General features: G+C 60.3%; 20 protein-coding genes. 9 read left to right on the forward strand and 11 right to left on the reverse strand.

Annotation, left to right across the window (positions count from 1 at the left end):
• Positions 1–39: 39 nt before the first annotated feature.
• On the forward strand, positions 40–657 hold the full coding sequence (locus tag ACLH1I_RS05660; protein WP_198079726.1) for a glutathione S-transferase family protein: 618 nt from the start codon (positions 40–42) through the stop codon (positions 655–657).
• 70 nt (positions 658–727) lie between these two features.
• Positions 728–955, forward strand: a complete 228-nt coding sequence (gene pptA / locus ACLH1I_RS05665) for a tautomerase PptA (protein ID WP_032456134.1) — start codon at positions 728–730, stop codon at positions 953–955.
• Between the two features lie 39 nt (positions 956–994).
• Here the strand turns inward: pptA and ACLH1I_RS05670 are convergent, their stop codons facing one another.
• The 3 genes from ACLH1I_RS05670 to ACLH1I_RS05680 are packed head-to-tail and all read right to left on the reverse strand — an operon-like array spanning position 995 to position 5,623.
• Positions 995–2,599 (reverse strand): carbohydrate porin, encoded by a 1,605-nt coding sequence (locus ACLH1I_RS05670; RefSeq protein ID WP_032456133.1) that lies wholly within the window; start codon positions 2,597–2,599, stop codon positions 995–997.
• Positions 2,600–2,642: 43 nt separating this feature from the next.
• Positions 2,643–4,025, reverse strand: coding sequence for a glycoside-pentoside-hexuronide (GPH):cation symporter (locus ACLH1I_RS05675; RefSeq protein WP_151628641.1), 1,383 nt, complete (start codon positions 4,023–4,025; stop codon positions 2,643–2,645).
• Between the two features lie 26 nt (positions 4,026–4,051).
• Complete coding sequence (locus tag ACLH1I_RS05680; protein WP_151385257.1) at positions 4,052–5,623, reverse strand: family 78 glycoside hydrolase catalytic domain; 1,572 nt, start codon at positions 5,621–5,623, stop codon at positions 4,052–4,054.
• A 203-nt stretch (positions 5,624–5,826) separates the two neighbouring features.
• On the opposite strand from ACLH1I_RS05680, the gene ACLH1I_RS05685 reads away from it, so the two are divergent.
• A complete protein-coding gene (locus ACLH1I_RS05685) occupies positions 5,827–6,651 on the forward strand; it encodes a helix-turn-helix domain-containing protein (protein ID WP_048324394.1) in 825 nt (274 codons plus the stop codon).
• A gap of 124 nt (positions 6,652–6,775) precedes the next feature.
• Here the strand turns inward: ACLH1I_RS05685 and ACLH1I_RS05690 are convergent, their stop codons facing one another.
• Positions 6,776–7,357, reverse strand: a complete 582-nt coding sequence (locus tag ACLH1I_RS05690; protein ID WP_048324393.1) for a flavin reductase family protein — start codon at positions 7,355–7,357, stop codon at positions 6,776–6,778.
• A 214-nt stretch (positions 7,358–7,571) separates the two neighbouring features.
• On the opposite strand from ACLH1I_RS05690, the gene ACLH1I_RS05695 reads away from it, so the two are divergent.
• The 4 genes from ACLH1I_RS05695 to nhoA all read left to right on the forward strand — a co-directional run bounded on the left by ACLH1I_RS05695 (position 7,572) and on the right by nhoA (position 11,871).
• A complete protein-coding gene (locus ACLH1I_RS05695) occupies positions 7,572–8,273 on the forward strand; it encodes an ABC transporter ATP-binding protein (protein ID WP_048324392.1) in 702 nt (233 codons plus the stop codon).
• Positions 8,270–9,238, forward strand: coding sequence for an ABC transporter substrate-binding protein (locus ACLH1I_RS05700; protein ID WP_151385542.1), 969 nt, complete (start codon positions 8,270–8,272; stop codon positions 9,236–9,238). Before ACLH1I_RS05695 ends, ACLH1I_RS05700 begins: the two co-directional genes overlap by 4 nt.
• A gap of 55 nt (positions 9,239–9,293) precedes the next feature.
• Positions 9,294–10,949, forward strand: coding sequence for an ABC transporter permease (locus ACLH1I_RS05705; protein WP_151628639.1), 1,656 nt, complete (start codon positions 9,294–9,296; stop codon positions 10,947–10,949).
• A gap of 76 nt (positions 10,950–11,025) precedes the next feature.
• Positions 11,026–11,871, forward strand: a complete 846-nt coding sequence (gene nhoA, locus ACLH1I_RS05710; RefSeq protein ID WP_004202712.1) for an N-hydroxyarylamine O-acetyltransferase — start codon at positions 11,026–11,028, stop codon at positions 11,869–11,871.
• A 551-nt stretch (positions 11,872–12,422) separates the two neighbouring features.
• On the opposite strand, the gene narI is transcribed toward nhoA, so the two are convergent.
• From narI to ACLH1I_RS05740, 6 genes are all read right to left on the reverse strand, one after another.
• Positions 12,423–13,103, reverse strand: coding sequence for a respiratory nitrate reductase subunit gamma (gene narI / locus ACLH1I_RS05715; protein ID WP_023289864.1), 681 nt, complete (start codon positions 13,101–13,103; stop codon positions 12,423–12,425).
• A complete protein-coding gene (gene narW / locus ACLH1I_RS05720) occupies positions 13,100–13,795 on the reverse strand; it encodes a nitrate reductase molybdenum cofactor assembly chaperone (protein ID WP_032453024.1) in 696 nt (231 codons plus the stop codon). The genes narI and narW overlap by 4 nt, the downstream gene beginning before the upstream one ends.
• Positions 13,795–15,339 (reverse strand): nitrate reductase subunit beta, encoded by a 1,545-nt coding sequence (gene narH / locus ACLH1I_RS05725; protein ID WP_004202708.1) that lies wholly within the window; start codon positions 15,337–15,339, stop codon positions 13,795–13,797. Before narH ends, narW begins: the two co-directional genes overlap by 1 nt.
• Positions 15,336–19,076, reverse strand: coding sequence for a nitrate reductase subunit alpha (locus ACLH1I_RS05730; protein ID WP_080846770.1), 3,741 nt, complete (start codon positions 19,074–19,076; stop codon positions 15,336–15,338). Before ACLH1I_RS05730 ends, narH begins: the two co-directional genes overlap by 4 nt.
• 113 nt (positions 19,077–19,189) lie before the next feature.
• A complete protein-coding gene (locus ACLH1I_RS05735; protein ID WP_004202706.1) occupies positions 19,190–20,572 on the reverse strand; it encodes a NarK family nitrate/nitrite MFS transporter in 1,383 nt (460 codons plus the stop codon).
• Positions 20,573–20,747: 175 nt separating this feature from the next.
• A complete protein-coding gene (locus tag ACLH1I_RS05740) occupies positions 20,748–21,323 on the reverse strand; it encodes a TetR family transcriptional regulator (RefSeq protein ID WP_004202704.1) in 576 nt (191 codons plus the stop codon).
• Positions 21,324–21,442: 119 nt separating this feature from the next.
• On the opposite strand from ACLH1I_RS05740, the gene kmrA reads away from it, so the two are divergent.
• Entirely contained in the window at positions 21,443–22,942 is a 1,500-nt protein-coding gene (kmrA, locus tag ACLH1I_RS05745) for an efflux MFS transporter KmrA (protein WP_048294927.1), read from the forward strand.
• Here the strand turns inward: kmrA and ACLH1I_RS05750 are convergent.
• A complete protein-coding gene (locus ACLH1I_RS05750; protein ID WP_072140467.1) occupies positions 22,937–23,827 on the reverse strand; it encodes an IclR family transcriptional regulator C-terminal domain-containing protein in 891 nt (296 codons plus the stop codon). The genes kmrA and ACLH1I_RS05750 overlap by 6 nt on opposite strands.
• Before the next feature lie 118 nt (positions 23,828–23,945).
• Between ACLH1I_RS05750 and ACLH1I_RS05755 the strand changes: the two genes are divergently transcribed.
• Positions 23,946–25,109: a muconate cycloisomerase family protein gene (locus ACLH1I_RS05755; RefSeq protein ID WP_165455551.1), complete on the forward strand. Its 1,164-nt coding sequence runs from the start codon at positions 23,946–23,948 to the stop codon at positions 25,107–25,109.
• Positions 25,110–25,112: the final 3 nt, after the last annotated feature.

A 25,112-nucleotide genomic window follows, 5' to 3' on the forward strand; every position in this document is an offset into this window, starting at 1 on the left:
TTTTCTGCCTACACTTAGGCTTTATCCTGGAGGCAGACCATGATTACCGTTTATGGCGTGCCGGGATGGGGCTCGACGATTAGCGAGCTGATGCTCTCCCTGGCCGATATTCCCTACGAGGTGGTTGACGTTGAGGGCTTTGACCAGCCCGGCCCGGCGCGCGAGCGCCTGCGGCAGATTAACCCGCTGTGTCAGGTGCCCACCCTGAGGCTGGCCGACGGCAACATCATGACCGAAACCGCCGCCATCGCGCTGATGATCCTCGACCAGCGTCCCGACCTGGCCCCCGCGCCGGGGACGCCGCAGCGTCAGCAGTTTCAGCGCCTGCTGGTCTGGCTGGTGGCTAATGTCTATCCTACCTTTACCTATGCCGACTATCCGGAACGCTGGGCGCCCGCCGCGGCGGAGCAGCTGGTGGAGAATTGTCGCCAGTACCGGAACAATCTCTATCTCTGGTTCGAACAGCAACTGGCCGCCGGGCCGTGGGCGCAGGGCGCGTCGATTACCCTCCTGGACTGCTATATCGCGGCGATGTACAGCTGGGGGCCGCGGCTGGCGTGGTTTGACGACCACGCGCCAAAATTCGCCGCCGTCGCCCGGGCGGTCTACCAGCGACCGGAGCTGGCCGCGACGCTGCGCCGTAACAAGCTGATTTAACGCACGCGATGCCAACCATAACGGCCATTGTGTGGTAGCGTTATGGCTCTGACCACAAGGAGTCTTTGCTATGCCGCATGTAGATATTAAATGTTTTCCCCGTGAACTGACTGAGGAACAAAAAACCGCACTGGCCGCCGACATTACCGAGGTGCTGATCCGTCATCTGAACAGCAAAGAGAGCGCGGTCAGCGTCGCGCTCACCCAGGTTGAGCCGGACGCGTGGCAGGCGGTGTGGGATAGTGAGATCGCCCCGCAGATGGCGCAGTTGATTAAGAAGCCGGGTTATAGCATGTAATTGCCACTGGCGGGCATGATGCCCGCCAGTGACGCTCGGTCAGAACCAAATCTCCGTCTGCACGCCGAAGTTCCATGTCCCGCCAGCGGTAAAGCCTTTGCTGCCGAAATCATCGTTGATCGCATAACGATCCAGGTCTTTATCCCAGTTCATCCAGGTGGCAAAGAAGCGGATTTCCGGCCGCGCCTTGATGTCCAGCACATCACCCACTTTAAAGGTGGGGGCGAAGGTCAGCTTGTAGAAATCACCGCGCACCGCCTGATACTGATAAACGTTGTCATTATAGCGATAGCTGCGCCCGTTCGGATTGAGATCCATATACTGCCACGAGGCCTCATACAGCAGGGCGAAGTGAGCGGAGATCCCTTGCGATACCCGCAGGTTAAACGTCGCCCAGTCGTAGCGGTCGCCGTCGCGATAGCGGTCTTCGCTGTGCTGGGCGATCACCGACGGCGCCAGCTGCCAGTTTTTCCCCAGCGGCAGGATCCCGTACGACGCAAAGCGCAGGGAGGCCGCGTTCTCGGTCAGGTCGCCATCGCTCCCCGGCTGACGCGCTTCGGCGCCCAGCCCGACGCCGTACTGCAGGGCGCTTTCCGACACCCCCGGCGCCAGGCCGTAGAACTGCTGTTTGTCGTGGAGGGCCAGCATCGCGTAGTAGCCGTTTTTGGCGGTGTTATCGCTGCGCAGGGCATAGCTCCCGGTGGTCGAGGTATTATCTTTCAGGTCATCGTTGCCCTGGGCGGTCATCACCGTGGTCATCAGCTGCCAGTTGCCGTAAAAATGGTTGGCGGTGAACAGCAGATTCTGGATGTCATTATCCGCGTAATTATCGCTGCCAAGGTCGCCGAAGTTACGCGCATACACCGAATAATCGCCGCGCAGGCCGCTTCCCCAGTCGACATCATTGATCCCGCCGCCGGTGCCACCGAGGAACATGATGTCGCTATCGGTAAAGTGGATATCGAAGTTATCCCGATCGAAGCGCTTGCCAGCCCAGATCGAGGCGCGTTTTAACGGCCCGGTGAACTCGGCGAAGTCGCCCATCTCGACGTACAGCTGACGAATGTTCAGATGGTGGCTGTCGTTATCCTGAACCCACGGATCCGGGTTGGTGGCCCCGTCGGCGAGCATGGTCTTAAAGCGCGCCCATGAGCCATCGTTGAAGGTAAGCTTTTTGCCAAAGCTCAGCTCAGCGTAATTATCTTTTTCGTTGCCGAGACGGCCGACGTGGGCATCGCCGTTGAGCGAACTGGCCGGGGAGATACCTGGCCCGCCGCGGGCGCCTTTGCCGTGGCTGTTGACTAACATTCCGGAGCGGGCGTAGGCGTTGAACTCGAAGCCATCGCTGAGGCTGCTTTTCGCCAACTGTTTGTCGGTGTCCTGCTGCTTTTGCTCGGTCGCTGCGGTGCGCTGACTGAGCGCCTGCACCTGCTTTTCCGCTGCCGCCGCGCGCTGTTCCGCGGCGCTGGTGCGCAGCTCCGCCTGCTGCGCCCGGCGTTTAGCTTCTCCCGCCTCCTGCTCCGCATGATTTAGCCGGGCCTCCAACAGAGCCAGCCGTTGCTCGACAGTGAGTGGGGCCGCACTCGCGCCGTAAGCCGAAAAAAGGGCGCAGCAAACCGCTGCGCTTATCAAAGAGATACGCATATCAATCCTTATTTTTTCAGAGGTATGAAGGGTGTGCTGCGCCTTACAGGGCGTGGTTTTCTCCACCAACAGACGATGCGTTCGACGGCGCACGGCGTCCAGCGTCAAGGTCAGCGCGGATCTGCTCGTACTGGTCGTCGAGGCGGTAGAAGCGACCCATCCACAACATTGAGGCCACAATCAGCAGCGCGGGGATATAGAGGTAGCAGGCTTTTATCGCCAGCATCGCGCCGTCGCTTTGCGTCTGGTTAGCGATATAACCGGCGGATGAGAGCAGTACCCCGGTAATGGCTCCTGCGCCCGCCATAGCCACCTTGCCAAGAAAGCCGTTGATGGAGGTTAAAATGCCGGCGGTATTGATGCCGGTTTTCCATACCCCGTAATCCACCGGATCGGCCTGCATGGAAAAGTAAATTGCCGTGCGCTGTCCGGCGCCAAGCGATAACACGACCGCTCCGGCAACCAGACCCCAGCTATTAACGCCTGCCGCCATCATCATACCCATGCCGACCAGGTTGATCGCGCTGGCGACCAGATACACGTGGCGCTTTTTCATTCGGCTGGCGAGCAGCGGCACGGTGAGGGTGCCCAGCAGGGGAACGAAGGTGGAGATTCCGGCGACGACCGCCGTGAGTTCGTTATTGCCGACGTAATAATGGAAGAAGTAGACCAGCGCCCCGGTTTGAAAGAAAAACGCGCCCCACATCAGGAAAATGTTGATGGCGAAGACGAACCACGGTCGATTGGCGCGCAGGCTGACCCAGGCGCGTTTTAAGGTCATGCGCTCCTGAGTAATGCTGATATTTTCCTTAACGTTCCGGAAGCTCACCAGCAGAAAAAAGGTGGCAATAACGCCGAAAACTACCGCCGTATAGAAGAAGCCGTGCTCCTGATTGCCTTTCCCCAGCGCGCCAACCAGCGGCAGAGTGGCGACCGCGACAATGGTCGCCCCGAGCGAGCCGAGCAGAATACGCACTGCCGACAGCGTCGTGCGCTCTCGCGAGTCGTTCGTCAGAAACGGCAGCATGGCGCAGAATGGAATATTAACGAGGGTATAGAGAAACGACAGGCACAAATAGGTGACAAAAGCGTAGATCAGCTTACCGGTGGTGCCGAAATCAGGCACGTAAAAGGCCAGAATACACAGCAGTCCGAAGGGGATCGCGCCAACCAGCAGATACGGACGGCAGCGCCCCCAGCGGGTGGCGGTATTGTCGATAACCAGCCCCATTAGCACGTCGGCAACGCCGTCCACCAGGCGCGTCACGAGGAACATCAGGCCTACGTAATAAGCGGGCAGGCCCATCACGTCGGTGTAAAAGAACATCAGATAAAGAGAGATCATCTGCCACACAAGGTTGCAGGAGAGGTCGGCGATGCCATAGCCAAGGCGTTGCCGCCAAAGGGTAAAGGTTGTTTCTGCCATAAAAGTAAACTCGCTTATCGTTGTTGTTAAAGTCCGTACTGGCGAATAAACCAGGCCGGGGTACAGCTCCACGCATGGCAGTAACTATTGATGAGCTTACTGCCATAGGGGGAAAAGTCAGGATGCTGCGGATCGAAAATTTCCCAGAAGGTGTCGGCGCCGTAGTCGACCATCGCTCCCCAGTAGGCTTTGATCTGCGCAATAGCGTCGTCGCGCAGCCCGCACTGCAGAAGAGCGGCAATATAGTGGTGACGCAGGTATGGCGTGTTCATGGCGATCGCGGGGGGATTTTGCTCCAGATTATGCATGATCTCCCGGCGCTGCTGAGGAGTACCGACTTCCGCCAGTACCAGCCAGATTTGCGATGCCCATGAGACCTGCCGCTGCTCGCCGCTGATGTAGAAGCCTTGCTGCTCGTCCCATAAGACATCGAGGGCCGCAGCTTTAAGCTGCTGTAAACGCTGGCGATAGCGGACGGCCAGCTCAGGTTCGAAACGCTCCGCCAGCCAGACGGCGCGCTGCAGGCAGTAAATCAGCACGCCCTGCGCTGCAGCCTGTTTATTCAGCGATGCCTGCCAGTCGATAAACACCCACCAGTCGTCGCTATCGCGCACAACCTCGGAGGCGTCGCAGCGTTTCAGCGCCAGTTCAATCTGACGACGGGCCGTGGGCCACAGCTCGCGGGCCGTAGCAATATCCTCCGCGCTTTGCAGATAGTTGTAGAGAACGTCAACAAAAAACAGAGAATAATCAAAAAGAAAGGTATCGTCAGCAATGATATCCGGCTGCACGAACACGTTGGCCGATACCATACCGTCCTCACGAGTATGTCCGGCGAAAAGGTACAGGCAGCGGCGTACTAAATCGTGACGGGCGAAGGTCACATCGTTCACCAGCGCCTGCAAACGTAAATCGCCGAGCCACAGGCGGCGGTCGCGTTTGGGGCCATCCTCAAACACCTCCTGCATGCAGTTTTGCAGGGTCAGAACGGCAACGCTGTCGATGGCCTTGAGCTGCGGGTCGGCGGTTGTCGCTGCCGGGCATGCGCCGCTGGCGGAGGTAACGGCATTCACCTGAATCTGGTTGAACTGCAGACGAAACTTGCGCGACACGGCTTTGACCTCCACCTTCAGATAGCGGAAGCAGTAGCGGCGCGGCAGATCAACGTCGGCCGGCAGGACATCAAGCCACAGATCCTGCTGCTGCAGCCAGCTGCTGCTTAGCCAGCCCTGGTAATCGCTGAACGGCTCACACACTTCGCTCAGCGTTTCGCCGAAGGTGAACTGCAGATGGGCCGGAGCGTCCGGCGGGCTCCCGACGCTCTGACAGAGAAAATGCAGGTAGCCAACAAAGTGGCTGCCAAAATCAATAATGACGCTATCGCCGCTGCTCAGCTCGCGCTGATAAAACGCGGCCAGGGAACTTACCGGCTCAGCGCGCCAGCCAAACAGCGCCGTGGCGTCGGCGTGGGCTTCCACCACGGCGATCGGCGGGTACGCTTGGCGGCGTAGCGCGGGCCGGAGCGTCTCGGCGGTGCGTAGAAAATCCGGGTGGCGGGTCATCGAGACCTGAGAATTATGCTGAATTGCCTGTGACATACTGCGTCCTCTGTATTTATTTGTCCGCAGCATAAGATGCCGGCCACGGGGGCAACCACTCTGGCAATGCCAATGCATTTGCCAGATTGGCACTGATAATGAGATGGGCGAGTTGCCGATCACAATTCCAAACATCTTGCTCGTGGCGGTCGGGAAAATGCATTATCTTGCCTCTGCGCCGTAAGCCGTTTTGGACTTTACAGATGATGATGTTGACCGTTGAGTATTATTTCACCCATCCGCAGGATAAGCTGGGCATGTATGCCAGCGATCCGGAAGATAATAGCCATGAACATTGTCATGAATTTGCTGAGCTGGTGATCGTTGAGGAAGGGCACGGTTTACACGTTATTAATGGCAGACCACTATATATTCAACAGGGCGACGTTTTTTACGTTCAGCCTGGCGACGTTCATTATTATGATGAGCTAGGGACGCTTAAGTTAATTAATGTGCTGATTAATCCGTTGGTAGAGTTTCATTATTTACAGCCTCTCGATACCTTATTACAGACTTTCTCTGCGCAGAATGCGTCCTGCTACGGTTGGCTGGCGCCGGACACCCGCCATATCTGCAAGGAACTGGTGGATAAGATATTTTCTGCCGAGCTGCGGCAGGGGCAAAATATTGCTCTGCGCGAAGCCGCGTTTTTCCAGCTGGTGACGACGATTCTGCATGCCGAAACCGAAGCGGAATATAGCACCACCAAATATAAGCTGCATAAATTGCTGACCTGGTTACAGGAGCACTGCTTTGAAGAGCATAACTGGCAGCAACTGGCGGAAAAATTCCATCTGACCACGCGGACCGCTTTTCGCCATATTAAAGAGGCGACGGGATTGACGCCGGATAATTATTTAAAGCGTCTGCGATTAGTTTCGGCGCGCGTAAAATTACGCGAGACCGATATGACGATTACCGAAGTGGCCTATCTATGCGGCTTTGCCAACAGTAATCACTTTACCACTTTATATAAAAAAGTTTTTGGCCTGACGCCCAGCGAAGACCGGCGGCGTTTGCAGCGCTAGTTCTCTCCCCGGAGGCGATGCTGCGCATCTGTCCGGGCCACGCGTCTCCAGCGATCTGCGGCCCGGTAGCCCGGGCAAGGCGCTGTGCGCCGCCCCCGGGAGAAAGTGCGCAGCAGTTGAATCTTTATTCTTCCGGAGTATTGGCCCGCACGTGGCGGCCGCTGGCGACAAAATTGCCGGTCCCCAGATGATGCAGGGTATTGATCTTATCGTCATCGAACTGCCAGCGTCCGGTGACGAATGCGCGTTCATCGGCGGCGGCAGACACCACCTCCCCGAACAGGGTGTCGTACTGGGTCTGGGCCGCCGTCGCCGGCAGCAGACGGCACTCCATCCATGCCAGACACTTCTCCTCGATCAGCGGCAGGCCCAGCTCCGGACCGGTCACCACCGGAATTCCGTAAGCATTGAATTTGTCTTCATCGCGGCCACTGACGCTGCCGACGGCGTAGGTCCAGCTGGCGGCGGCCACGCCGGGAACCACGATGCCGAAGGTGCCGTTGCGCTCGATGATTTCCCGCGTCCAGGTGCTTTTATCCACCACGATAGCCACCCGCGGTGGGGCGAATTCCACCGGCATCGACCAGGCGGCGGCCATGACGTTGCGCCGGTCGGACGCAGCGTCGTAGCTGGTGATCAAAATGGTCGGACCGTGGTTGAGCAGGCGGCTGGCATACTGCAGTTCCACGTGGCGAAAGCGGCTCATAGGCGTTCCTTGAGTAATGGGTCGGTTGGCGGGTAATACGTTAAGCCGCAATGAAAATGTAATCAATACGTCATCTCGTCTGACTATAGTCGCCAGCACAAAGTCCCAAAGAGGATCACAATATGTTGGCTCCCCTGATGTTATCCCAGGTGAGCGCGTCCCGTCGGATGTCGACCGCCGGGCAGGGGTTGCTTTCCCGCAAGGGAGGGCGACAATGCGCGCGCTGACCCCTATCACTCTGCAGGCGGTCTCATTCGCCTTCGCAGAGACCCCCATTCTCGATCGCTTCTCGCTGCATATCGAACCCGGCAGCATTGTGGCGCTGCTGGGCCCGTCCGGCTGCGGCAAAAGCACCTTGCTGCGCCTGCTGGCGGGGCTGAGCGTGCCGGCCAGCGGTGAAATCCGCTTTGGCGATCGGCTGGTGGCCCGCGCAGGATGGGGATTGCCCCCTGAACAACGCGATATCGGCATGGTTTTCCAGGATTACGCCCTCTGGCCGCATATGAGCGTGGCGCAGAACGTCGCCTTTCCGCTGCGCATGCGCGGCGTTGCCCGCGCCGAACGCGAGCGCCGGGTGAGCGAGGCGCTGGCGCGGGTGGGCCTCGACGGCTTTGCCGAACGTAAACCTTCAGGCCTTTCCGGCGGCCAGCAGCAGCGGGTGGCGCTGGCGCGGGCGATCGTCGCCGCGCCGCGGGTGCTGCTGTTTGATGAGCCGCTCTCCAACCTGGACAGCGAACTGCGCGAATCGCTGTGTGGCGAAATGAGCCGCCTGCTGCGCCAGCTCGGCATCACCGCCGTGTATGTTACCCATGACCGCCGTGAAGCCGAGCTGTTAGCCGACCGGATAGTCCATTTATCCGCGGGCCGCGTGGCCGCTGTCCGCGCCGTTACGCCAACCTCGGGGGACGTTGTATGAACACCGTTATGACCGTTAAGAAAGGAGTGGTACTCGCGATGGCTCTCTCCGCCATGATGCTCTCAAGCGCCCATGCGCTGACCGTTTACACCGCCGGCCCTGGCTCGCTGGCGAAAAGCCTGGCCAGCGGTTTTGAACAACAGACCGGGGTGAAGGTGACCGTTTTCCAGGCCACCACCGGCAAAGTGATGGCCCGTCTGGAGGCCGAGCAGGCCAACCCACAGGCGGATGTGCTGATCTCCGCTTCATGGGATACCGCGGAGGATCTGCACCAGCGGGGTTGGTTGCTGCCTTTTCACAGCGCCAACGCCGACAAGGTACCGGCTAATCTGAAATCGGCGGACTATATCGCCCAGGGGGTCTCGGCGCTTGGCATCGTCTGGAACAGCAAAAGCGGCACTCCGGAGCCGAAAGAGTGGCGGGATCTCACCCAGCCGGCGTTTAAAGATAAGGTAACGACGCCTGACCCGGCGCTCTCCGGCGCGTCGCTGGATCTGCTGATTGGCCTGCAAAACAGCATGGGCGACCAGGCCTGGCAGCTGTTTGACGATCTGAAAAAGAACGGCATGGTGGTCAGCGGCCCCAACGCCCAGGCGGTGACGCCGGTGATGCAGGGGGCGAAAGCGGCGGTGTTCGGCGCGGTGGATTATGTCTCCTACGGCAATATTCAGCAGGGCGAGTCGCTGAAGGTGATCTTCCCGGCCAGCGGGACGGTGATTGCCCCACGCCCGATGATGATCCTCAAAACCAGCCAGCATGCCGACGACGCCAAAGCCTTTATCGATTACGTGCTGTCGCCGGAAGGTCAGGCGCGGGTCGCCGACGCCTGGCTGATGCCCGCTCGCCGCGATGTGGCCGCTAAACGCCCGCTGCTGGACGCGCTGAAGGTCTTGCCCACCAGCGGCGAGGGGAGTAGCGAGCGTAGCGCCGTCCTCAGCCGCTTCAGTCAGCTGTATGCCCAATAATTGACACGATTCTCCGGCGCTGGCCGCCGGAGAACGCTTCGTTTCAGGAACCGCTGTGAAACAAAAATTCCTTTCCGGCGTGACCCTTGCTGCCCTGACGCTGCTGGTCGCGTTACCGCTGTTGTTTATTCTGCTGCAGGCGATTTTTCCCCATTTTAGCGCCGGTTCGCTCCATGACGCCTTTGGCGGCGTCTCGCCGCTGCTGGCCGACCCTCAGCTGATGTCGATGCTCGGCGGTACGCTGTGGATCGCCGGCGGCGTGGCGCTGGCCAGCGTCCTCATTGGCCTGCCGCTCGGCATTCTGCGCGGTATGTTTTCGTTGCCGCTGCCCCGGCTATGGGACCTGCTGTTTTTGATCCCCTTTCTGACGCCGCCCTATATCTCGGCGCTCTCGTGGATGTTGGCGCTGCAACGCCAGGGCTATCTGCAGCAGCTGACCGGCTGGCAGCTAAACGATCTGCTATTCAGCCGCAGCGGGATCGTGCTGGTGATGACCTTTAATATTTTTCCCGTGGTCTACTTTGCCGTTTCCCGCAGCCTGCTGGCGAGCGGGCAACGGCTGGCGATGGTCGCCCGGGTCCATGGCGCCAGCGCCTGGCGCGCCTTCTGGCACGTGACGCTGCCGATGCTCTCCCCGGCGCTGGCGGCGGGGATGCTGTTGGCGTTTACTCTCGCCATCGAGGAGTTTGGCGTACCGGCGGCGCTGGGCAGCCGGGCGGGAGTGGTGATGCTGACGGTGGGCATTGAGAAAAAGCTGGCCGACTGGCCGGTGGATCTCACCGGCGCTGCGCTGCTGTCGCTGCTGCTGATGGCGGTAGCGCTGTTCGCCTGGTGGCTGCAAACGCGGCTGGTGGGGGAGAAGGAGGTCACCAGCGTCACCGGCAAACCGGGAGAAAACCGTGGGACATCGCTGGGCTGGATGACGCTGCCCGCGCTGCTGGCGATGGCGGCCGTCGGCGGCCTGGCGGTCGGGGTCCCCGCCGCCTCGATGATGCTCACCAGCCTGATGGGCACCCTCTCGGGCGGAGTCAGTCTGGAGAATGTCACGCTGCGTCACTTCGCGGCGCTATTCGACCAGCAGGGCGATGCCCTGTCGGCCCTCGGCGTCAGCCTTTCTCTGGCGCTAGGTTCGGCGCTGATCGTCGGCGCGCTGGGGCTGCTGGCCGCCTGGCTGGTGATGGTGCAGAAGATCAAAGGGCGCAGGGTGGTGGATGCGCTGTCGCTGATGCCGGCGGCGCTGCCGGGCGTGGTGGTGGGGGTGGGATTGATCCTGCTATGGAACCAGCCCTTCTGGCCGCGCTCGCCCTACAACACGCTGTGGATGCTGCTGCTCTCCTATTGTTGCCTGCTGCTGCCCTGGCCGGTGCGCTATGTCGGCAGCGCGTTGCGCCAAATCGGCCCCAATCTTGAGCCCGCCGCCCGGGTCCACGGCGCGTCGCCGCTGCAGGCGCTGCGGCTAATTGTTCTGCCGCTGGTCTTTCCGGCGCTGCTGGCGGCGATGCTGATGGTGTTTGCGGTGGCGTCCCGGGAGCTGGTGACCTCGCTGCTGCTGGCGCCCGCCGGCACGCAGACCGTGGCGGTGTTTATCTGGCGCCAGTTCGAACAGGGATCCGTTGGTCAGGGCATGGCGATGGCCAGCCTGACGCTGTTGACCGGTCTGCTCCTGATGCTGACGGCGCTGGCGCTGATGCAGCGCAGCACGCGCGGTTAACGACAAGCGCACAAAAAAGAGGGTCGGCGCGGGAATATAGGCTATAAATGTCGGACACCAACAGCTGGAGACCCTGATGAGTCCCTTTTTACGCGCCTATTTTTCCCGTCTGGGCTGGACGGGAGAGCCTGATGTTTCTATTGATACCTTGCGCCAACTGCATCTGCAGCATAACAGCGCTATCCCTTTCGAAAACCTCGACGTCCTGCTGCCGCGCGAGATCCATCTTGACGACCTGGCGCTGGAAGCGAAGCTGATCGCCGGCCGACGCGGGGGGTATTGTTTTGAACAAAATGGCCTGCTGGAGCGCGCGCTACGCGAAATAGGTTTTAATGTCCGCAGCCTGCTGGGCCGGGTGGTGTTGGCCAATCCGCCGCAGATGCCGCCGCGCACCCATCGTTTATTGCTGGTGGAAGTGGCGGGTGAGCGCTGGATCGCCGACGTTGGCTTCGGTGGCCAGACGCTGACCGCGCCGATTAAGCTGCTGGCCGATATCCCGCAGCAGACGCCGCACGGCAGCTATCGTCTGGTGCATGAAGGGGATGAGTGGACGCTGCAGTTCAACCATCACGAGCATTGGCAGTCGATGTACCATTTCGATTTAGGTCGCCAGTATGCGTCTGATTATGTGATGGGTAACTTCTGGTCGGCGCACTGGCCGCAGTCACACTTTCGTCACCACCTGCTGATGTGTCGTCATCTGCCGGACGGCGGCAAAATGACCCTTACCAATTTCCACTTTACCCACTGGGAAAATAACCACGTGGTGGAGAAGGTCGATTTTGCCGATGTCTCCGCGCTGTACGAAGGGCTGCAAACCCGCTTCGGCCTGGGCGTGGACGATCCTAAACATGGCTTCAGCGAAGCGGCGCTGGCGGCGGTGATGGCGGCTTTCGATACGCATCCGGAAGCCGGGAAGTAAATTTCCTCATGCCCGGCGGCGCTGCGCTTGCGCGGGCCTACGGGGTATGAGCCTGTGAGAGCGCCCCGTAGGCCGGATAAGGCGACAGCCGCCACCCGGCGAAATTACAGGTACCGTGCCTGATATCTTGCCCGGCGGCGCTGCGCTTGTGCGGGCCTACGGGGGATGAGCCTGTGAGAGGGCCCTCTAGGCCGGGCAAGGCGACAGCCGCCACCCGGCGAAATTACAGGTACCGTGCCTGATATCTTGCCCGGCGGCGCTGCGCTTGCGCGGGCCTACGGGGTATGAGCTTGTGAGAGGGCCCTGTAGGCCGGGTAAGGCGACAACCGCCACCCGGCGAAATTACAGGTACCGTGCCTGATTTCTTGCCCGGCGGCGCTGCGCTTGCGCGGGTCTACGGGGGATGAGCTCTGTGAGAGGGCCCTGTAGGCCGGGTAAGGCGACAGCCGCCACCCGGCATAACGGCTGGAGCCGGGTCGATAACTACCCGGACTCGCGCGAAGGCCGCGTCCGGGCTACCGGTTAGGATGAATGATAACAGCCGCCAGCGCTCAGCGTCGGGAGCGCACCACCTGGTAGCGGCGGGTGAAATACTCCACCGGCGCGCTCCAGACGTGAACCAGACGGGTGAACGGGAAGATCAGGAAGATGGTCATCCCCAGCACCAGGTGGACGCGGTAAATCCAGGCCACGCCGTCCAGATGCGCCGAGGCGCCGCCGTGGAAGGTGACCACCGCCTGCGCCCAGTCCACCAGCTTGAGCATTTCGCTGCCGTCCGGATGCTGGGCGGAGAAGGGGATCGTCGTCAGCCCCAGCGCGCACTGAATCAGCAAAATGCACAGGATCAGAATATCTGCCGTGGTGGAGGTGGCGCGAATGCGCGGGTTGGTCAGGCGGCGAGCCAGCAAGCCGATGCCGCCCACCAGGGTGAGCACCCCACACACGCCGCCGAGGATCATCGCCATCAGCTGCTTCTGCGACATTGGCAGGAACCACGAGTAGACCCAGTGCGGGGTCAGCATGCCAAAGAGATGGCCGAAAAAAATGCCGAGAATGCCGATATGAAACAAGTTCGACCATAGCACCATCCCGCGTTTATCCAGCATCTGGCTGGATGACGCGCGCCAGGTATACTGCCCATAGTCGTAGCGTAGCCAGCTGCCGAGCAGAAACACGGCGCCGCAAAGGTAAGGGTAGATATCGTAAAAGAAGACGTTCAGATACTGGATCATTTCGGGCCTCCGGCGCGGATGTCGACGTACAGCGGCGCCACATCCTGGCTAAAGCGTCGTTGATAAGCTTGCATAGGCGAGCTGTCGCAAGCGGTCGCATTATCTTCAATAAACTTCACCTGCTCTTCTTCCCACACTTCGTCCAGCGCCTGACAGGTATCGTCGCGCTTTTCTCCCGCCACCTGTTTGGTGACACTGTCACTGGTGAGCGGGCTTTTTGCCAGTTCCAGCAGGGCGTCAAACAGTTGATAATACGAGCATTCTCGTTGCTTCAGGCGGCCGCCGATCAGCGCCAGAATCGGCGCGATATTCTGCAGCCCTTCACGGGCGTCGGCGAGGGGTAAAATACTGAGATACTCCAGATACAGCGGCAGATAGTCGGGCAGTTCTCGGCAATCGATCAGCAGACCTGCCTGCTGATACTGATTCATCAGGTCCACCATCGCCTGGCCACGGTCGCGGGACTCAGCATGCACATGTTCAAACAGCAGCAGCGAGGTGGCGCGCCCTCGCTCGAACACCTCGCACCAGTCGGCCTGGCGATCCAACAGCGGCGCCGCCAGCAGCTCCCCGACAAAGGGCGTCAGGGAAGGGATATCGGCGCTGACCAGCGCCAGGGCTTCGTCGCGGTTCTCCCACAGCACCTCGTCGGGATACTCCAGCAGCAGACCGAGCACTTTCAGGATCCGCATCACTCGCCCTCCCCATGCTTACGCACGCCGCTGACGTCGATGGCGTCAATCCGCCGGCTGTTAAACAGGTTGAATTTCGTATCTGACCCGTGGCAGCCGTCGCCGAAGGTAAAGCCGCAGCCGTTGCGTTCCGGGAAGGCGTCCTCCGCCAGTTCGCGATGGCTGGTGGGGATCACGAAGCGGTCTTCGTAGTTGGCGATCGCCAGATAGCGATACATCTCTTCGACCTGCTCAACGCTGAGTCCCACCTCTTCAATTGCCCGGGTATCGGTCACGCCCTCAACGGTTTGCGAGCGCTTGTAGTGGCGCATCGCCATCATCCGTTTCAGCGCGCGCAATACCGGCCCGGTATCCCCGGCGCTCAGCAGGTTCGCCAGGTACTGGACCGGAATGCGCAGGCTCTCAACCGCCGGCAGGATGGCGCCGTTGTTGGGCAGGCCGCCGGCGTCGGCAACCGACTGGATCGGCGACAGGGGCGGCACATACCAGACCATCGGCAGGGTGCGATACTCCGGATGCAGCGGCAGGGCCAGCTTCCAGTCCATCGCCAGCTTATAGACCGGCGATTTCTGCGCCGCCTCAATGACATTGTGGGGGATGCCTTGTTTTAACGCTTCCTCGATGACCGCCGGATCGTTTGGATTAAGGAATACCTCGCACTGGCGCTCATAGAGGTCGGTTTCATGCTCGGTGCTGGCAGCTTCTTCGATACGGTCGGCGTCATACAGCAAGACGCCGAGATAGCGGATGCGCCCGACGCAGGTTTCGGAGCACACCGTTGGCTGCCCGGACTCAATGCGCGGATAGCAGAAGATGCATTTTTCCGACTTGCCGCTCTTCCAGTTAAAGTAGATTTTTTTATATGGACAGCCGCTGATGCACATCCGCCAGCCGCGGCATTTGTCCTGGTCTATCAGCACGATGCCATCTTCCTCACGCTTGTAGATGGCGCCGCTCGGGCAGGTGGCTACGCAGCTCGGGTTGAGGCAGTGCTCGCACAGGCGCGGGAGGTACATCATAAAGGTGTTTTCGAACTGGCCGTACATCTCTTTCTGCATGGCTTCGAAGTTACGGTCGCGGGCGCGTTTCTCGAATTCACCGCCGAGCAGTTCCTCCCAGTTCGGGCCCCAGTCAATTTTATCCATCCGCTCGCCGCTGATCAGCGAGCGTGGGCGGGCGGTAGGCAGATATTTGCCCTCCGGCGCGTTGTGCAGATGCTGGTAATCGTAGGTGAAAGGTTCGTAGTAATCGTCAATCGCCGGCAGCACCGGGTTGGCGAATATCTTCGACAGCACGCTAACCCGATTGCCGAGGCGGGGCGTCAGTTTACCGCTGATGCCGCGGATCCAGCCGCCTTGCCACTGCTCCTGATCTTCCCAGTTTTTTGGGTAGCCAATGCCCGGTTTGGTTTCCACATTATTGAACCACGCGTACTCCATGCCCTCCCGGCTGCTCCAGACGTTTTTACAGGTGACCGAGCAGGTGTGACAGCCGATGCATTTGTCCAGATTCAGCACCATTCCAACCTGAGAACGGATTTTCATTTTTTCGCCTCCTGTACCTGATCGCGACCTTCGTCATCCAGCCAGGCAATATTTTTCATTTTGCGGATCATGATGAACTCGTCGCGGTTGGAGCCGACGGTGCCGTAGTAGTTAAAGCCATAGGCCAGCTGGGCGTAGCCGCCGATCATGTGCGTCGGCTTCGGGCAGACGCGGGTGACGGAGTTATGAATGCCGCCGCGGCGGCCGGTCACTTCCGAACCCGGGATATTCATAATCCGCTCCTGAGCGTGATACATCATGGTCATCCCCGGCGGCACGCGCTGGCTCACCACCGCCCGGGCGGTGAGGGCGCCGTTGGCGTTGAACGCTTCAATCCAGTCGTTATCTTCAATGCCCAGCTCTCTGGCGTCAGTTTCACTGAGCCAGACGATCGGCCCGCCGCGCGACAGCGTCAGCATCAGCAGGTTTTCGCTGTATGTGGAGTGGATCCCCCATTTCTGGTGCGGGGTCAGGAAGTTCAGCGCTTTCTCCGGAAAACCGTTCGGCGGCACGGCCTTCATCTGGCTGACGCTGCGGGTATCAATGGGCGGGCGATAAGCCACCAGGCTTTCGCCGAAAGCCCGCATCCACGGATGGTCCTGATACAGCTGTTGCCGCCCGGAGAGGGTGCGCCACGGGATCAGTTCGTGCACATTGGTATAACCGGCGTTGTAGGAGACGTGCTCGCTTTCCAGTCCGGACCACGTTGGGCTGGAGATGATCTTGCGCGGCTGCGCCTGAATATCGCGGAAGCGGATCTTCTCATCCTCTTTATTCAGCGCCAGATGAGTGTGGTCGCGACCGGTAAATTCTCCCAGCGCCTGCCAGGCTTTCACCGCCACCTGGCCGTTGGTTTCCGGCGCGAGGCTGAGAATAACTTCGGAGGCGTCAATGGCGCTGTCGATCCGCGGCCGGCCTTTGGCCGGACCGTCCTGCTTGAGGTAGTTAAGCTTGCCGAGGAAATCGACTTCGCTTTGCGTATTCCACGAGATGCCTTTTCCGCCGTTGCCAAGCTTATCGAGCAGCGGCCCGAGAGAGGTGAAGCGTTCCCAGGTGGCGGGATAGTCGCGCTCCACCAGGGCAATCGACGGAGCGGTTTTCCCGGGGATCAGATCGCATTCCCCCTTGCGCCAGTCAAGCACCTCGAACGGCTGCGCCAGCTCAGCCGGAGAGTCATGCTGCAGCGGGACCAGCACCACGTCGGTCTCTTTCCCGAGATGGCCGACGCAGACCTGCGAGAAGGATTTGGCGATATCTTTGTAAATCTCCCAGTCGCTCTTTGCCTCCCACGCCGGGTCGACGGCGGCGGAAAGCGGGTGGATAAACGGATGCATATCCGAGGTGTTCATATCGTCTTTTTCGTACCAGGTGGCGGTCGGTAGAACAATATCGGAAAAGAGACAGGTACTGGACATGCGGAAATCCAGCGTCACCAGCAGGTCGAGTTTGCCCTCGATAGCCGCCGTCTGCCACTCGACTTCCTCAGGTTTCACCTCATCGCTGGCGCCCAGTTCATCCCCCTGAATACCGCTGTCGGTCCCGAGCAGGTATTTCAACATGTACTCATGCCCCTTACCGGACGATCCCAGCAGGTTAGAGCGCCAGATAAACAGGTTCCGCGGATGGTTTTTGCCGCTGTCCGGCTGCTCGGCGGCAAAGCGGATCTCGCCGGATTTTAGCGACCGCACCGTGAACGCCGAGGGCGATAGCCCGGCGGCCTCGGCCTGCTGCTTGATGGCCAGCGGGTTGACGTTGAGCTGTGGCGCAGAAGGCAACCAGCCCATCCGTTCCGCGCGGACGTTGAAGTCGATAAGGCTGCCGCTAAATTTGCTGGCGTCGGCCAGCGGCGACAACAGCTCCTGCGCGGTCAGTTTTTCATAGCGCCACTGGCTGGCGTGATTGTAAAAATAGGAGGTGCTGTTCATCTGCCGCGGCGGACGGTTCCAGTCCAGCGCGAACGCCAGCGGCAGCCAGCCGGTCTGTGGGCGCAGCTTCTCCTGGCCGACATAGTGCGACCAGCCGCCGCCGCTCTGGCCGACGCATCCGCAGAACACCAGCAGGTTAATCATCCCCCGGTAGTTCATATCCATGTGGTACCAGTGGTTTACCCCGGCGCCGAGGATAATCATCGAACGGCCATGGGTTTTATGCGCCGTATCGGCGAACTCGCGGGCGATTTGTTCAATATGCTGGCGCGGCACGCCGGTGATCTGCTCCGCCCACGCCGGGGTATAGGCTTTGACCTCGGCGAAATCTTTCGCCGCATTGACATCATCAAGCCCGCGGTCCAGGCCGTAGTTAGCCAGAATCAGGTCATATACACTGGCCACCAGGGCGCTTTCGCCACTGGCCAGCGTCAGCTGTTTCACCGGGAGCGGATGAAGGGTTACCGGTGACTGCGGCACGCTGCGGAAATGTGGATTTTCATTGCCGCCGAAGTAGGGGAAGGCGACGGACGCCACGCTGTCGCGCCTGTCGAGCAGGGACAGCGTTAGCTCCACCGGTTTACCGTCTGCCAGCGGTTCGAGATTCCATTTACCTTTTTCGCCCCAGCGAAAGCCGATGGAACCGTTCGGCGCCACCAGTTCGCCGTCGGCGTTATACGCCACGGTTTTCCATTCCGGATTATTCGTTTCGCCCAGCCCATTCAGCAGGTCGGAGGCGCGCAGCATGCGGCCTGGCACATAGCTGCCATCGTCGCGCGGCTCAAGCATCACCAGCATCGGCATGTCGGTATAGGTGCGGCAGTAGTTAAGAAAGTAATCGCTCGGGTTATCAAGGTGGAAGGTTTTGAGGATCACGTGGCCCATGGCCATCGCCAGCGCGCTGTCGGTACCTTGCTTCGGCGCCAGCCAGTGGTCGCACAGTTTGGCCACTTCCGAATAGTCCGGAGTGATGGCGATGGTTTTGGTGCCTTTGTAGCGCACTTCGGTGAAGAAGTGGGCATCCGGGGTCCGGGTCTGCGGCACGTTGGAGCCCCAGGCGATAATGTAGCTGGCGTTGTACCAGTCGGCGGATTCCGGCACGTCGGTCTGCTCGCCCCAGGTCATCGGCGAGGCGGGGGGCAGGTCGCAGTACCAGTCATAGAAGCTAAGGCAGGTGCCGCCGATAAGGGATAAATAGCGGGTACCCGCGGCGTAGGAGACCATCGACATCGCCGGGATCGGCGAGAACCCGGCGACGCGGTCCGGACCGTAGTGTTTGATGGTCCAGACGTTGGCGGCGGCGATAAGCTGATTCAGCTCTTTCCAGCTGGAGCGGACAAAGCCGCCTTTGCCGCGCGCCGCTTTATAGCTGGAGGTTTTGGCCGGATCCTGCATGATGCTATCCCAGGCCTGCACCGGGTCGGGAAACTGCGCCAGTGCTTCGCGCCACAACGCAATCAGCCGTTTACGCGCCAGCGGGTACTTCAGACGGTTGGCGCTATAGAGATACCAGGAGTAGCTGGCGCCTCGCGGGCAGCCGCGTGGTTCATGGTTCGGCAGATCCGGGCGGGTACGCGGATAATCGGTCTGCTGGGTTTCCCAGGTCACCAGACCGTTTTTGACATAAATTTTCCAGCTGCAGGAGCCGGTGCAATTCACGCCGTGGGTGGAGCGGACAATTTTGTCGAACTGCCAGCGTTGACGGTAGCTATCTTCCCAGTCACGGTTGTTGTTGTAGACCTGACCGTGGCCGTTGGCAAAGGTCTCGCCTTTCTGCTTAAAGTAGCGAAAGCGATCCAGTAGTTTACTCATGACATTTCTCCTGCTCCGATGATGTCCGGCATCGTGCCACCCGGCCGGATGAGCGAACGAACGCGTAGGCCGGATAAGGCGTAAGCCGCCATCCGGCAGATAAATCGTTATGGTTAAGCGGGTTTACGTCGGCCGTAGACCAGCCAGGTCACCAATACGCAAACCACGTAAAAAACGAAGAAGACCTTCATCGCCCCGACCGGCGAACCGGTCATCGCCAGCGAGGTGCCGAAGGCTTTCGGGATAAAGAAGCCGCCGATGGCGCCAATTGCCGAGATAAAGCCCAGCGCGGCAGCGGTATCGGTTACGGCTTCGTGCTGCGCTTCTTCTTCGCTGCCGCCGCGCTGCCTCACGCTGTCGATGGTGAGCTGACGGAAGATGACGGCGATCATCTGGAAGGTGGAGCCGCTGCCGAGTCCGGCGGTTAAAAACAGCCCCATAAACACCACGTAGAAGGCGAGGAAGCTGCCGGATCCGCTGCCCGGCAGGGTGAGGAACAGCAGGCCGGTAAAGAGCGCCATCAGCACGAAATTGACCAGCGTCACCCGCACACCGCCCAGACGGTCGGAGATGATCCCGCCGAACGAGCGCGCCAGCGCGCCGATAAACGGCCCAAAGAAAGCCAGCTTGAGAATGTCGACCGCAGGAAACTGGGTTTTCGCCAGCATGGCGAAGCCGGCGGAGAAGCCGATAAATGAGCCGAAAGTCGCCAGATAGAGCAGGCTCAACAGCCACATATGCGGACGCTTGAGCACCGGGAGTTGATCGCGAATCGAGGCCTTCGAACTGGCGATGTCATTCATACCGAACCAGGCGGCAGCGGTGGCGAACAGCAGGAGCGGCACCCAGATGAGCGCCGCATTGCTCAGGGCTATCGTTGAACCATCGGGCTGGGTGACGCCATGGACGCCGAGGAAGGTGAAGAGCGGCAGGAAGATTACCGCCGGAGCGACCATCTGCATCACGCTGACCCCCAGATTGCCAAGGCCGCCGTTGATCCCCAGCGCGCTGCCCTGTTTGGCTTTGGGAAAAAAGAAACTGATATTTCCCATACTGGAAGCAAAATTCGCCCCGGCAAAACCACACAGCAGCGCAATAACAATAAATACCCAAAATGGAGTAGCAATATTCTGGATCGCCACGCCCAGCCAAATACAAGGCACAATCAGGATCACTGTACTTAATACAGTCCAGTAGCGCCCGCCGAAGAGGGGCACCATAAAGGAGTAGGGCACCCGTAATATCGCGCCGGAAAGTGAAGGAAGTGCGGTTAATAAAAAAAGCTGGTCGGTAGTGAAATGAAAACCGACCTTATTAAGATTGACCGCCACGGCGCTGAATAACATCCAGACGCAGAAGGCCAGTAGTAAGCAGGTTACTGATATCCATAAGTTTCTTCTCGCAATAGCCTGGCCCTTGTTTTCCCAGAAGGCCTTATTTTCTGGCCGCCAGTTTTTCAAAAGGTAATGATTATCCTTCTCATTTTGTACCGACATATTGCCCTCTAATTGCCCGGAATGGAGTAAATAAATAAGGTCAACAGCTGAATACAAGGGGACGGAGAATAACCCTTAATTGGCGTTATCTAAAAAGCGTAGATAAAAAAAACGTGCTGTCGGAGAGCACGTGGAGAGCGTAGCGGGATTAATTGTTACTAAATGTAAAATTTAACTAAAATAACTCCAGGGTTATCATCTTATTGACGTAACGGCTAAACGCCGTCTCGTCCAGGGTCTGGGTGCCGAGGGCGTAAATCCCGTCGAGGCCGCACACCAGGGCGATAAAACGCCAGGCGATATCCGCCGGCGGCTCGGTCGAATGAAACTCACCGCAGGCGAGGCCCTGCTCAACGATCGCCACGGTCTCGGCATGCCACATGGTCATGGTTAGCAGGTAGGCCGCTTTGATGTCCGGGTCGCTGTCGGCCAGTACCTGGCCTTCCCGCCACAGGCGGATATAGGGTTCCAGCCGGCCATCCTCGCTGCCGATCATCGAGAATAACCGCTCGCGCCAGCTGGCGTCCTCGGCCACCAGCGGCATGTCGAGCATCTCGCGGATAAGACGGATGAACACCTGGGACTTCAGCTCGCCGATGGAGGCGAAGTGGTGGTGCAGTTGCCCGGCGGCCACCTGCGCTTCGCGGGCGATCTGCCGCACGGTCATGGCGCTGAAGCCGCCGCGCAGCGCCAGGCGCATGGCGGCCTGCATAATCCCTTCCCGTCGCTCATCCCGCTGTAAATAGTGCATAGGACCCCGCTGATATCTGGCTTTGGCCGAGTGTAACAAAAAGTTGGACATGCGTTCAACAATCCGGCAGGATCGCCATCCTGGACGTGTGTCCAAGTTCTAACATTGAGGTACAAGCTATGTCACGGCAATGGATGACGCTGATGGCGATTTTGCTGGTTTATATTCCGGTGGCGATTGACGCCACGGTGTTGCATGTGGCCGCGCCGACCCTCAGCGTCGCGCTGGGCAGCAGCGGCAATGAGCTGCTGTGGATCATTGATATCTATTCATTGGTGATGGCCGGGATGGTGCTGCCGATGGGCGCCCTTGGCGATAAAATCGGCTTTAAACGTCTGCTGCTGCTCGGCAGCGCTATTTTTGGCGTCGCCTCGCTGTGCGCCGCACTGTCGCCGACGGCTCTGACGCTGATTGCCTCCCGTGCCCTGCTGGCGGTGGGGGCGGCGATGATCGTGCCGGCGACGCTGGCCGGGATCCGCAGCACCTTTGCCGAGGCCAGCCAGCGCAATATGGCGCTGGGGCTGTGGGCGGCGGTGGGCTCCGGCGGCGCGGCCTTTGGCCCGCTGGTGGGCGGCATGCTGTTGGAGCATTTCTACTGGGGATCGGTGTTCCTGATCAACGTGCCGATTGTGCTGGTGGTTATCGCCATTAACGCCAAAGTGGTGCCGCGTCAGCCCGCGCGCCGCGACCAGCCGCTGAACCTGCTGCAGGCGCTCATTTTGATTGCGGCGATCCTGATGCTGGTGTTTAGCGCCAAATCGGCCCTGAAGGGCCAGCTGGCGCTGTGGCTCACCGCGCTGGTGGCGATCGGCGGGGCGGCGATGCTCACCTGGTTTATCCGCAAACAGCTGTCGGCGGTCCGGCCGATGGTGGATATGCGACTGTTCACTCATCGCATTATTTTAAGCGGGGTGATGATGGCGATGACCGCCCTGATTACCCTGGTGGGTTTTGAGCTGTTGATGGCTCAGGAGCTGCAGTTTGTGCATCAGAAAACGCCGTTCGAGGCGGGGATGTTTATGCTGCCGGTGATGGTGGCCAGCGGCTTTAGCGGGCCGATTGCCGGGATGCTGGTGTCGAAGCTCGGGCTGCGCGAGGTGGCGACCGGCGGGATGTTGCTCAGCGCCTTCAGCTTTCTGGGCCTGGCGCTGACCGATTTCAGCACTCAGCAATGGTTGGCCTGGGGGCTGATGACGCTGCTCGGCTTTAGCGTCGCCAGCGCGCTGCTGGCCTCCAGCTCCGCCATTATGGCGGCGGCGCCGAAGGAGAAAGCGGCGGCGGCCGGGGCGATCGAAACCATGGCCTATGAGCTGGGCGCTGGCCTCGGCATTGCCCTGTTCGGCCTGATCCTGACCCGCAGCTACAGCGCCACCATTGTGCTACCGCCCGGGCTGAATGAGACCATGGCGCAGCGGGCGTCGTCATCGATCGGCGAGGCGGTTAGCCTGACCCAGGCGCTACCCGCCGGGGTAGCGGAGGCGCTGATGGCGGCGGCGAAGGCGGCCTTTACCCAGGCGCACAGTCTGGTGCTGGCGACAGCGGGGGTCATGCTTCTGCTGCTGGCCGCCGGGATCTGGCGCAGCCTCGCCACGGTGACGAAGCCGCAGACGGCGCTATAGCTGTAGCGACAGGTCCATCGCCGCGCGGCGTAGCGGGGCGAGGGCCTTCTCTTTTAACGCCGCGGCGCTGACCGTCGCGGCCGGCACCCCGACATTCAGCGCGGCCACCACCTGGCCATGACGCGACAGCACCGGCACCGCCAGCGAGCACAGGCCCACCTCTATCTGCCGGTCGGCGAGGGCATAGCCCTGCATGCGCACCCGATCAATCTCCGCGCGTAGCCCGGCCATATCGCACAGGGTGTGTGGGGTGTAGCGAATGAGCACGGCGCGTGACAGTGTCACCTCCAGCTGCTCTTCCGGCAGCGCGCTGAGCAATACCCGACCCATCGACGTCGCCCACGCCGGCAGGCGACTGCCGCGTCCGATATCGACGCTCAATAAATTATTCACCGCCGCGCGGGCAATATAGAGCACGTTATCCCCGTCGAGCGTCGCCGCCGAACAGGATTCGCCGAGGGCTTTGCCGAGGCTGTCCAGCGCCGTCTGCGCCACTTTCGCCAGCGGGGTGCCGGCGAGATAGGCATGGCCCACCGCCAGCACACGGGGGAGCAGCTCATAATGGCGGCCATCCGGGCTATGGACCATGCCCAGCGCGGCGAGGGTATACAGGCACCGGCGTACCGCCGCGCGGGAAATTTGCGTTTTCTGGCTTAACTGGGAAATGGTCAGCCGCTGACGCTGTGGGGTGAAGGCGTTAAGCACCTCCAGACCGCGGGCCAGAGACAGCATAAAGTTGGGATCGTGCTCGGCCTGCCTGGCGCTCAGCGTATTGGGGATATTGTCGCTCATCGCATCCTTCTCCGTTGCAGCGTAAAGCTCACGGCAGATCACTATACCTTGCGCAAAATGGGGCGCGCTGAATTGTGCCGGTTTTACCACCACGATCACATTAATAACCGTCTTTTAACAAACGCGTCGATAATCGCACAACATTTCGATTATCGCCGTTGACCATCCGCCAGGCCGAACCCTATTGTCAATGGCACAGCCCCCCCCCGTTATGGATGTGGGTACAAAAAGTTATACATCTCATCAGGAAGCGAAAATGACTGCCACCGTAGAACGTATTGAGAGCTGGATTGTGGATGTCCCAACCATCCGGCCACATAAATTGTCGATGACCACCATGGGATGTCAGACGCTGGTGATCGTGCGCCTTACCCGCTCCGACGGCATCTGCGGCATTGGCGAGGCCACCACCATCGGCGGCTTGAGCTATGGCGTCGAGAGCCCGGAGGCTATCTCGTCGGCGATAACGCATTACCTGACGCCGCTGCTGCTGGGGCAACCGGCTGATAACCTGAATGCGCTGACCGCCCGCATGAACAGCGCCATTAAAGGCAACACTTTTGCCAGGTCCGCCATTGAAACCGCGCTGCTGGATGCTCAGGGCAAAGCGCTGGGGCTGCCGGTGTCGGCGCTGCTCGGCGGCGCGCTGCAAACGGCGTTGCCGGTGCTGTGGACGTTAGCCAGCGGCGATACCGCGAAAGATATTGCCGAAGGGGAAAAACTGTTAGCCGAGCGGCGCCATCAGGCGTTCAAGCTGAAAATTGGCGCACGCGAATTAGCGACCGACCTGCGCCATACTCGCGCCATTGTGGAGGCGCTAGGGGATCGCGCCAGCATTCGCGTCGACGTCAATCAGGCCTGGGACGCCGCAACCGGCGCGAAAGGCTGCCGCGAGCTGGCGGCGATGGGCGTCGACCTCATCGAACAGCCGGTCAGCGCCCACGACAACGCGGCGCTGGTGCGGTTGAGCCAGCATATTGAAACCGCGATCCTCGCCGACGAAGCGGTGGCCACCGCTTACGATGGCTATCAACTGGCGCAGCAGGGCTTTACCGGCGCTTACGCGTTGAAAATCGCCAAGGCCGGCGGACCGAACAGCGTACTGGCGCTGGCCCGCGTCGCCCAGGCGGCGGGTATTGGCCTGTATGGCGGCACCATGCTGGAGGGGACCGTCGGGACTGTCGCCTCGCTACACGCCTGGTCGACGCTGCCGATGCAGTGGGGCACCGAAATGTTCGGCCCGCTGTTGCTGAAAGACGATATCGTCAGCGTACCGCTCTCTTTTGCCGACGGCGAGGTGGTGCTCCCGCAAATCCCGGGTCTTGGCGTCGAGCTGGATGAAGACAAACTGCGTTTTTACACCCGCCAGGCGTAGCGG

It is taken from the genome of Klebsiella sp. 1SOBk10mer, assembly GCF_046602535.1.
Classification (GTDB): Bacteria; Pseudomonadota; Gammaproteobacteria; order Enterobacterales; family Enterobacteriaceae; genus Klebsiella; species Klebsiella quasipneumoniae.

What these genes read in the sequence shown, in the direction of transcription:
- ACLH1I_RS05695 (WP_048324392.1), top strand. Translation starts at nt 7,572, where the DNA reads ATGCGCGCGCTGACCCCTATCACTCTGCAGGCGGTCTCATTCGCCTTC.
- narH (WP_004202708.1), bottom strand. Translation starts at nt 15,339, where the DNA reads ATGAAAATCCGTTCTCAGGTTGGAATGGTGCTGAATCTGGACAAATGC.
- ACLH1I_RS05735 (WP_004202706.1), bottom strand. Translation starts at nt 20,572, where the DNA reads ATGTCGGTACAAAATGAGAAGGATAATCATTACCTTTTGAAAAACTGG.
- ACLH1I_RS05680 (WP_151385257.1), bottom strand. Translation starts at nt 5,623, where the DNA reads ATGTCACAGGCAATTCAGCATAATTCTCAGGTCTCGATGACCCGCCAC.
- ACLH1I_RS05700 (WP_151385542.1), top strand. Translation starts at nt 8,270, where the DNA reads ATGAACACCGTTATGACCGTTAAGAAAGGAGTGGTACTCGCGATGGCT.
- nhoA (WP_004202712.1), top strand. Translation starts at nt 11,026, where the DNA reads ATGAGTCCCTTTTTACGCGCCTATTTTTCCCGTCTGGGCTGGACGGGA.
- ACLH1I_RS05685 (WP_048324394.1), top strand. Translation starts at nt 5,827, where the DNA reads ATGATGATGTTGACCGTTGAGTATTATTTCACCCATCCGCAGGATAAG.
- kmrA (WP_048294927.1), top strand. Translation starts at nt 21,443, where the DNA reads ATGTCACGGCAATGGATGACGCTGATGGCGATTTTGCTGGTTTATATT.
- narI (WP_023289864.1), bottom strand. Translation starts at nt 13,103, where the DNA reads ATGATCCAGTATCTGAACGTCTTCTTTTACGATATCTACCCTTACCTT.
- ACLH1I_RS05740 (WP_004202704.1), bottom strand. Translation starts at nt 21,323, where the DNA reads ATGCACTATTTACAGCGGGATGAGCGACGGGAAGGGATTATGCAGGCC.
- ACLH1I_RS05755 (WP_165455551.1), top strand. Translation starts at nt 23,946, where the DNA reads ATGGATGTGGGTACAAAAAGTTATACATCTCATCAGGAAGCGAAAATG.
- ACLH1I_RS05670 (WP_032456133.1), bottom strand. Translation starts at nt 2,599, where the DNA reads ATGCGTATCTCTTTGATAAGCGCAGCGGTTTGCTGCGCCCTTTTTTCG.
- ACLH1I_RS05730 (WP_080846770.1), bottom strand. Translation starts at nt 19,076, where the DNA reads ATGAGTAAACTACTGGATCGCTTTCGCTACTTTAAGCAGAAAGGCGAG.
- narW (WP_032453024.1), bottom strand. Translation starts at nt 13,795, where the DNA reads ATGCGGATCCTGAAAGTGCTCGGTCTGCTGCTGGAGTATCCCGACGAG.
- ACLH1I_RS05690 (WP_048324393.1), bottom strand. Translation starts at nt 7,357, where the DNA reads ATGAGCCGCTTTCGCCACGTGGAACTGCAGTATGCCAGCCGCCTGCTC.
- ACLH1I_RS05675 (WP_151628641.1), bottom strand. Translation starts at nt 4,025, where the DNA reads ATGGCAGAAACAACCTTTACCCTTTGGCGGCAACGCCTTGGCTATGGC.
- pptA (WP_032456134.1), top strand. Translation starts at nt 728, where the DNA reads ATGCCGCATGTAGATATTAAATGTTTTCCCCGTGAACTGACTGAGGAA.
- ACLH1I_RS05660 (WP_198079726.1), top strand. Translation starts at nt 40, where the DNA reads ATGATTACCGTTTATGGCGTGCCGGGATGGGGCTCGACGATTAGCGAG.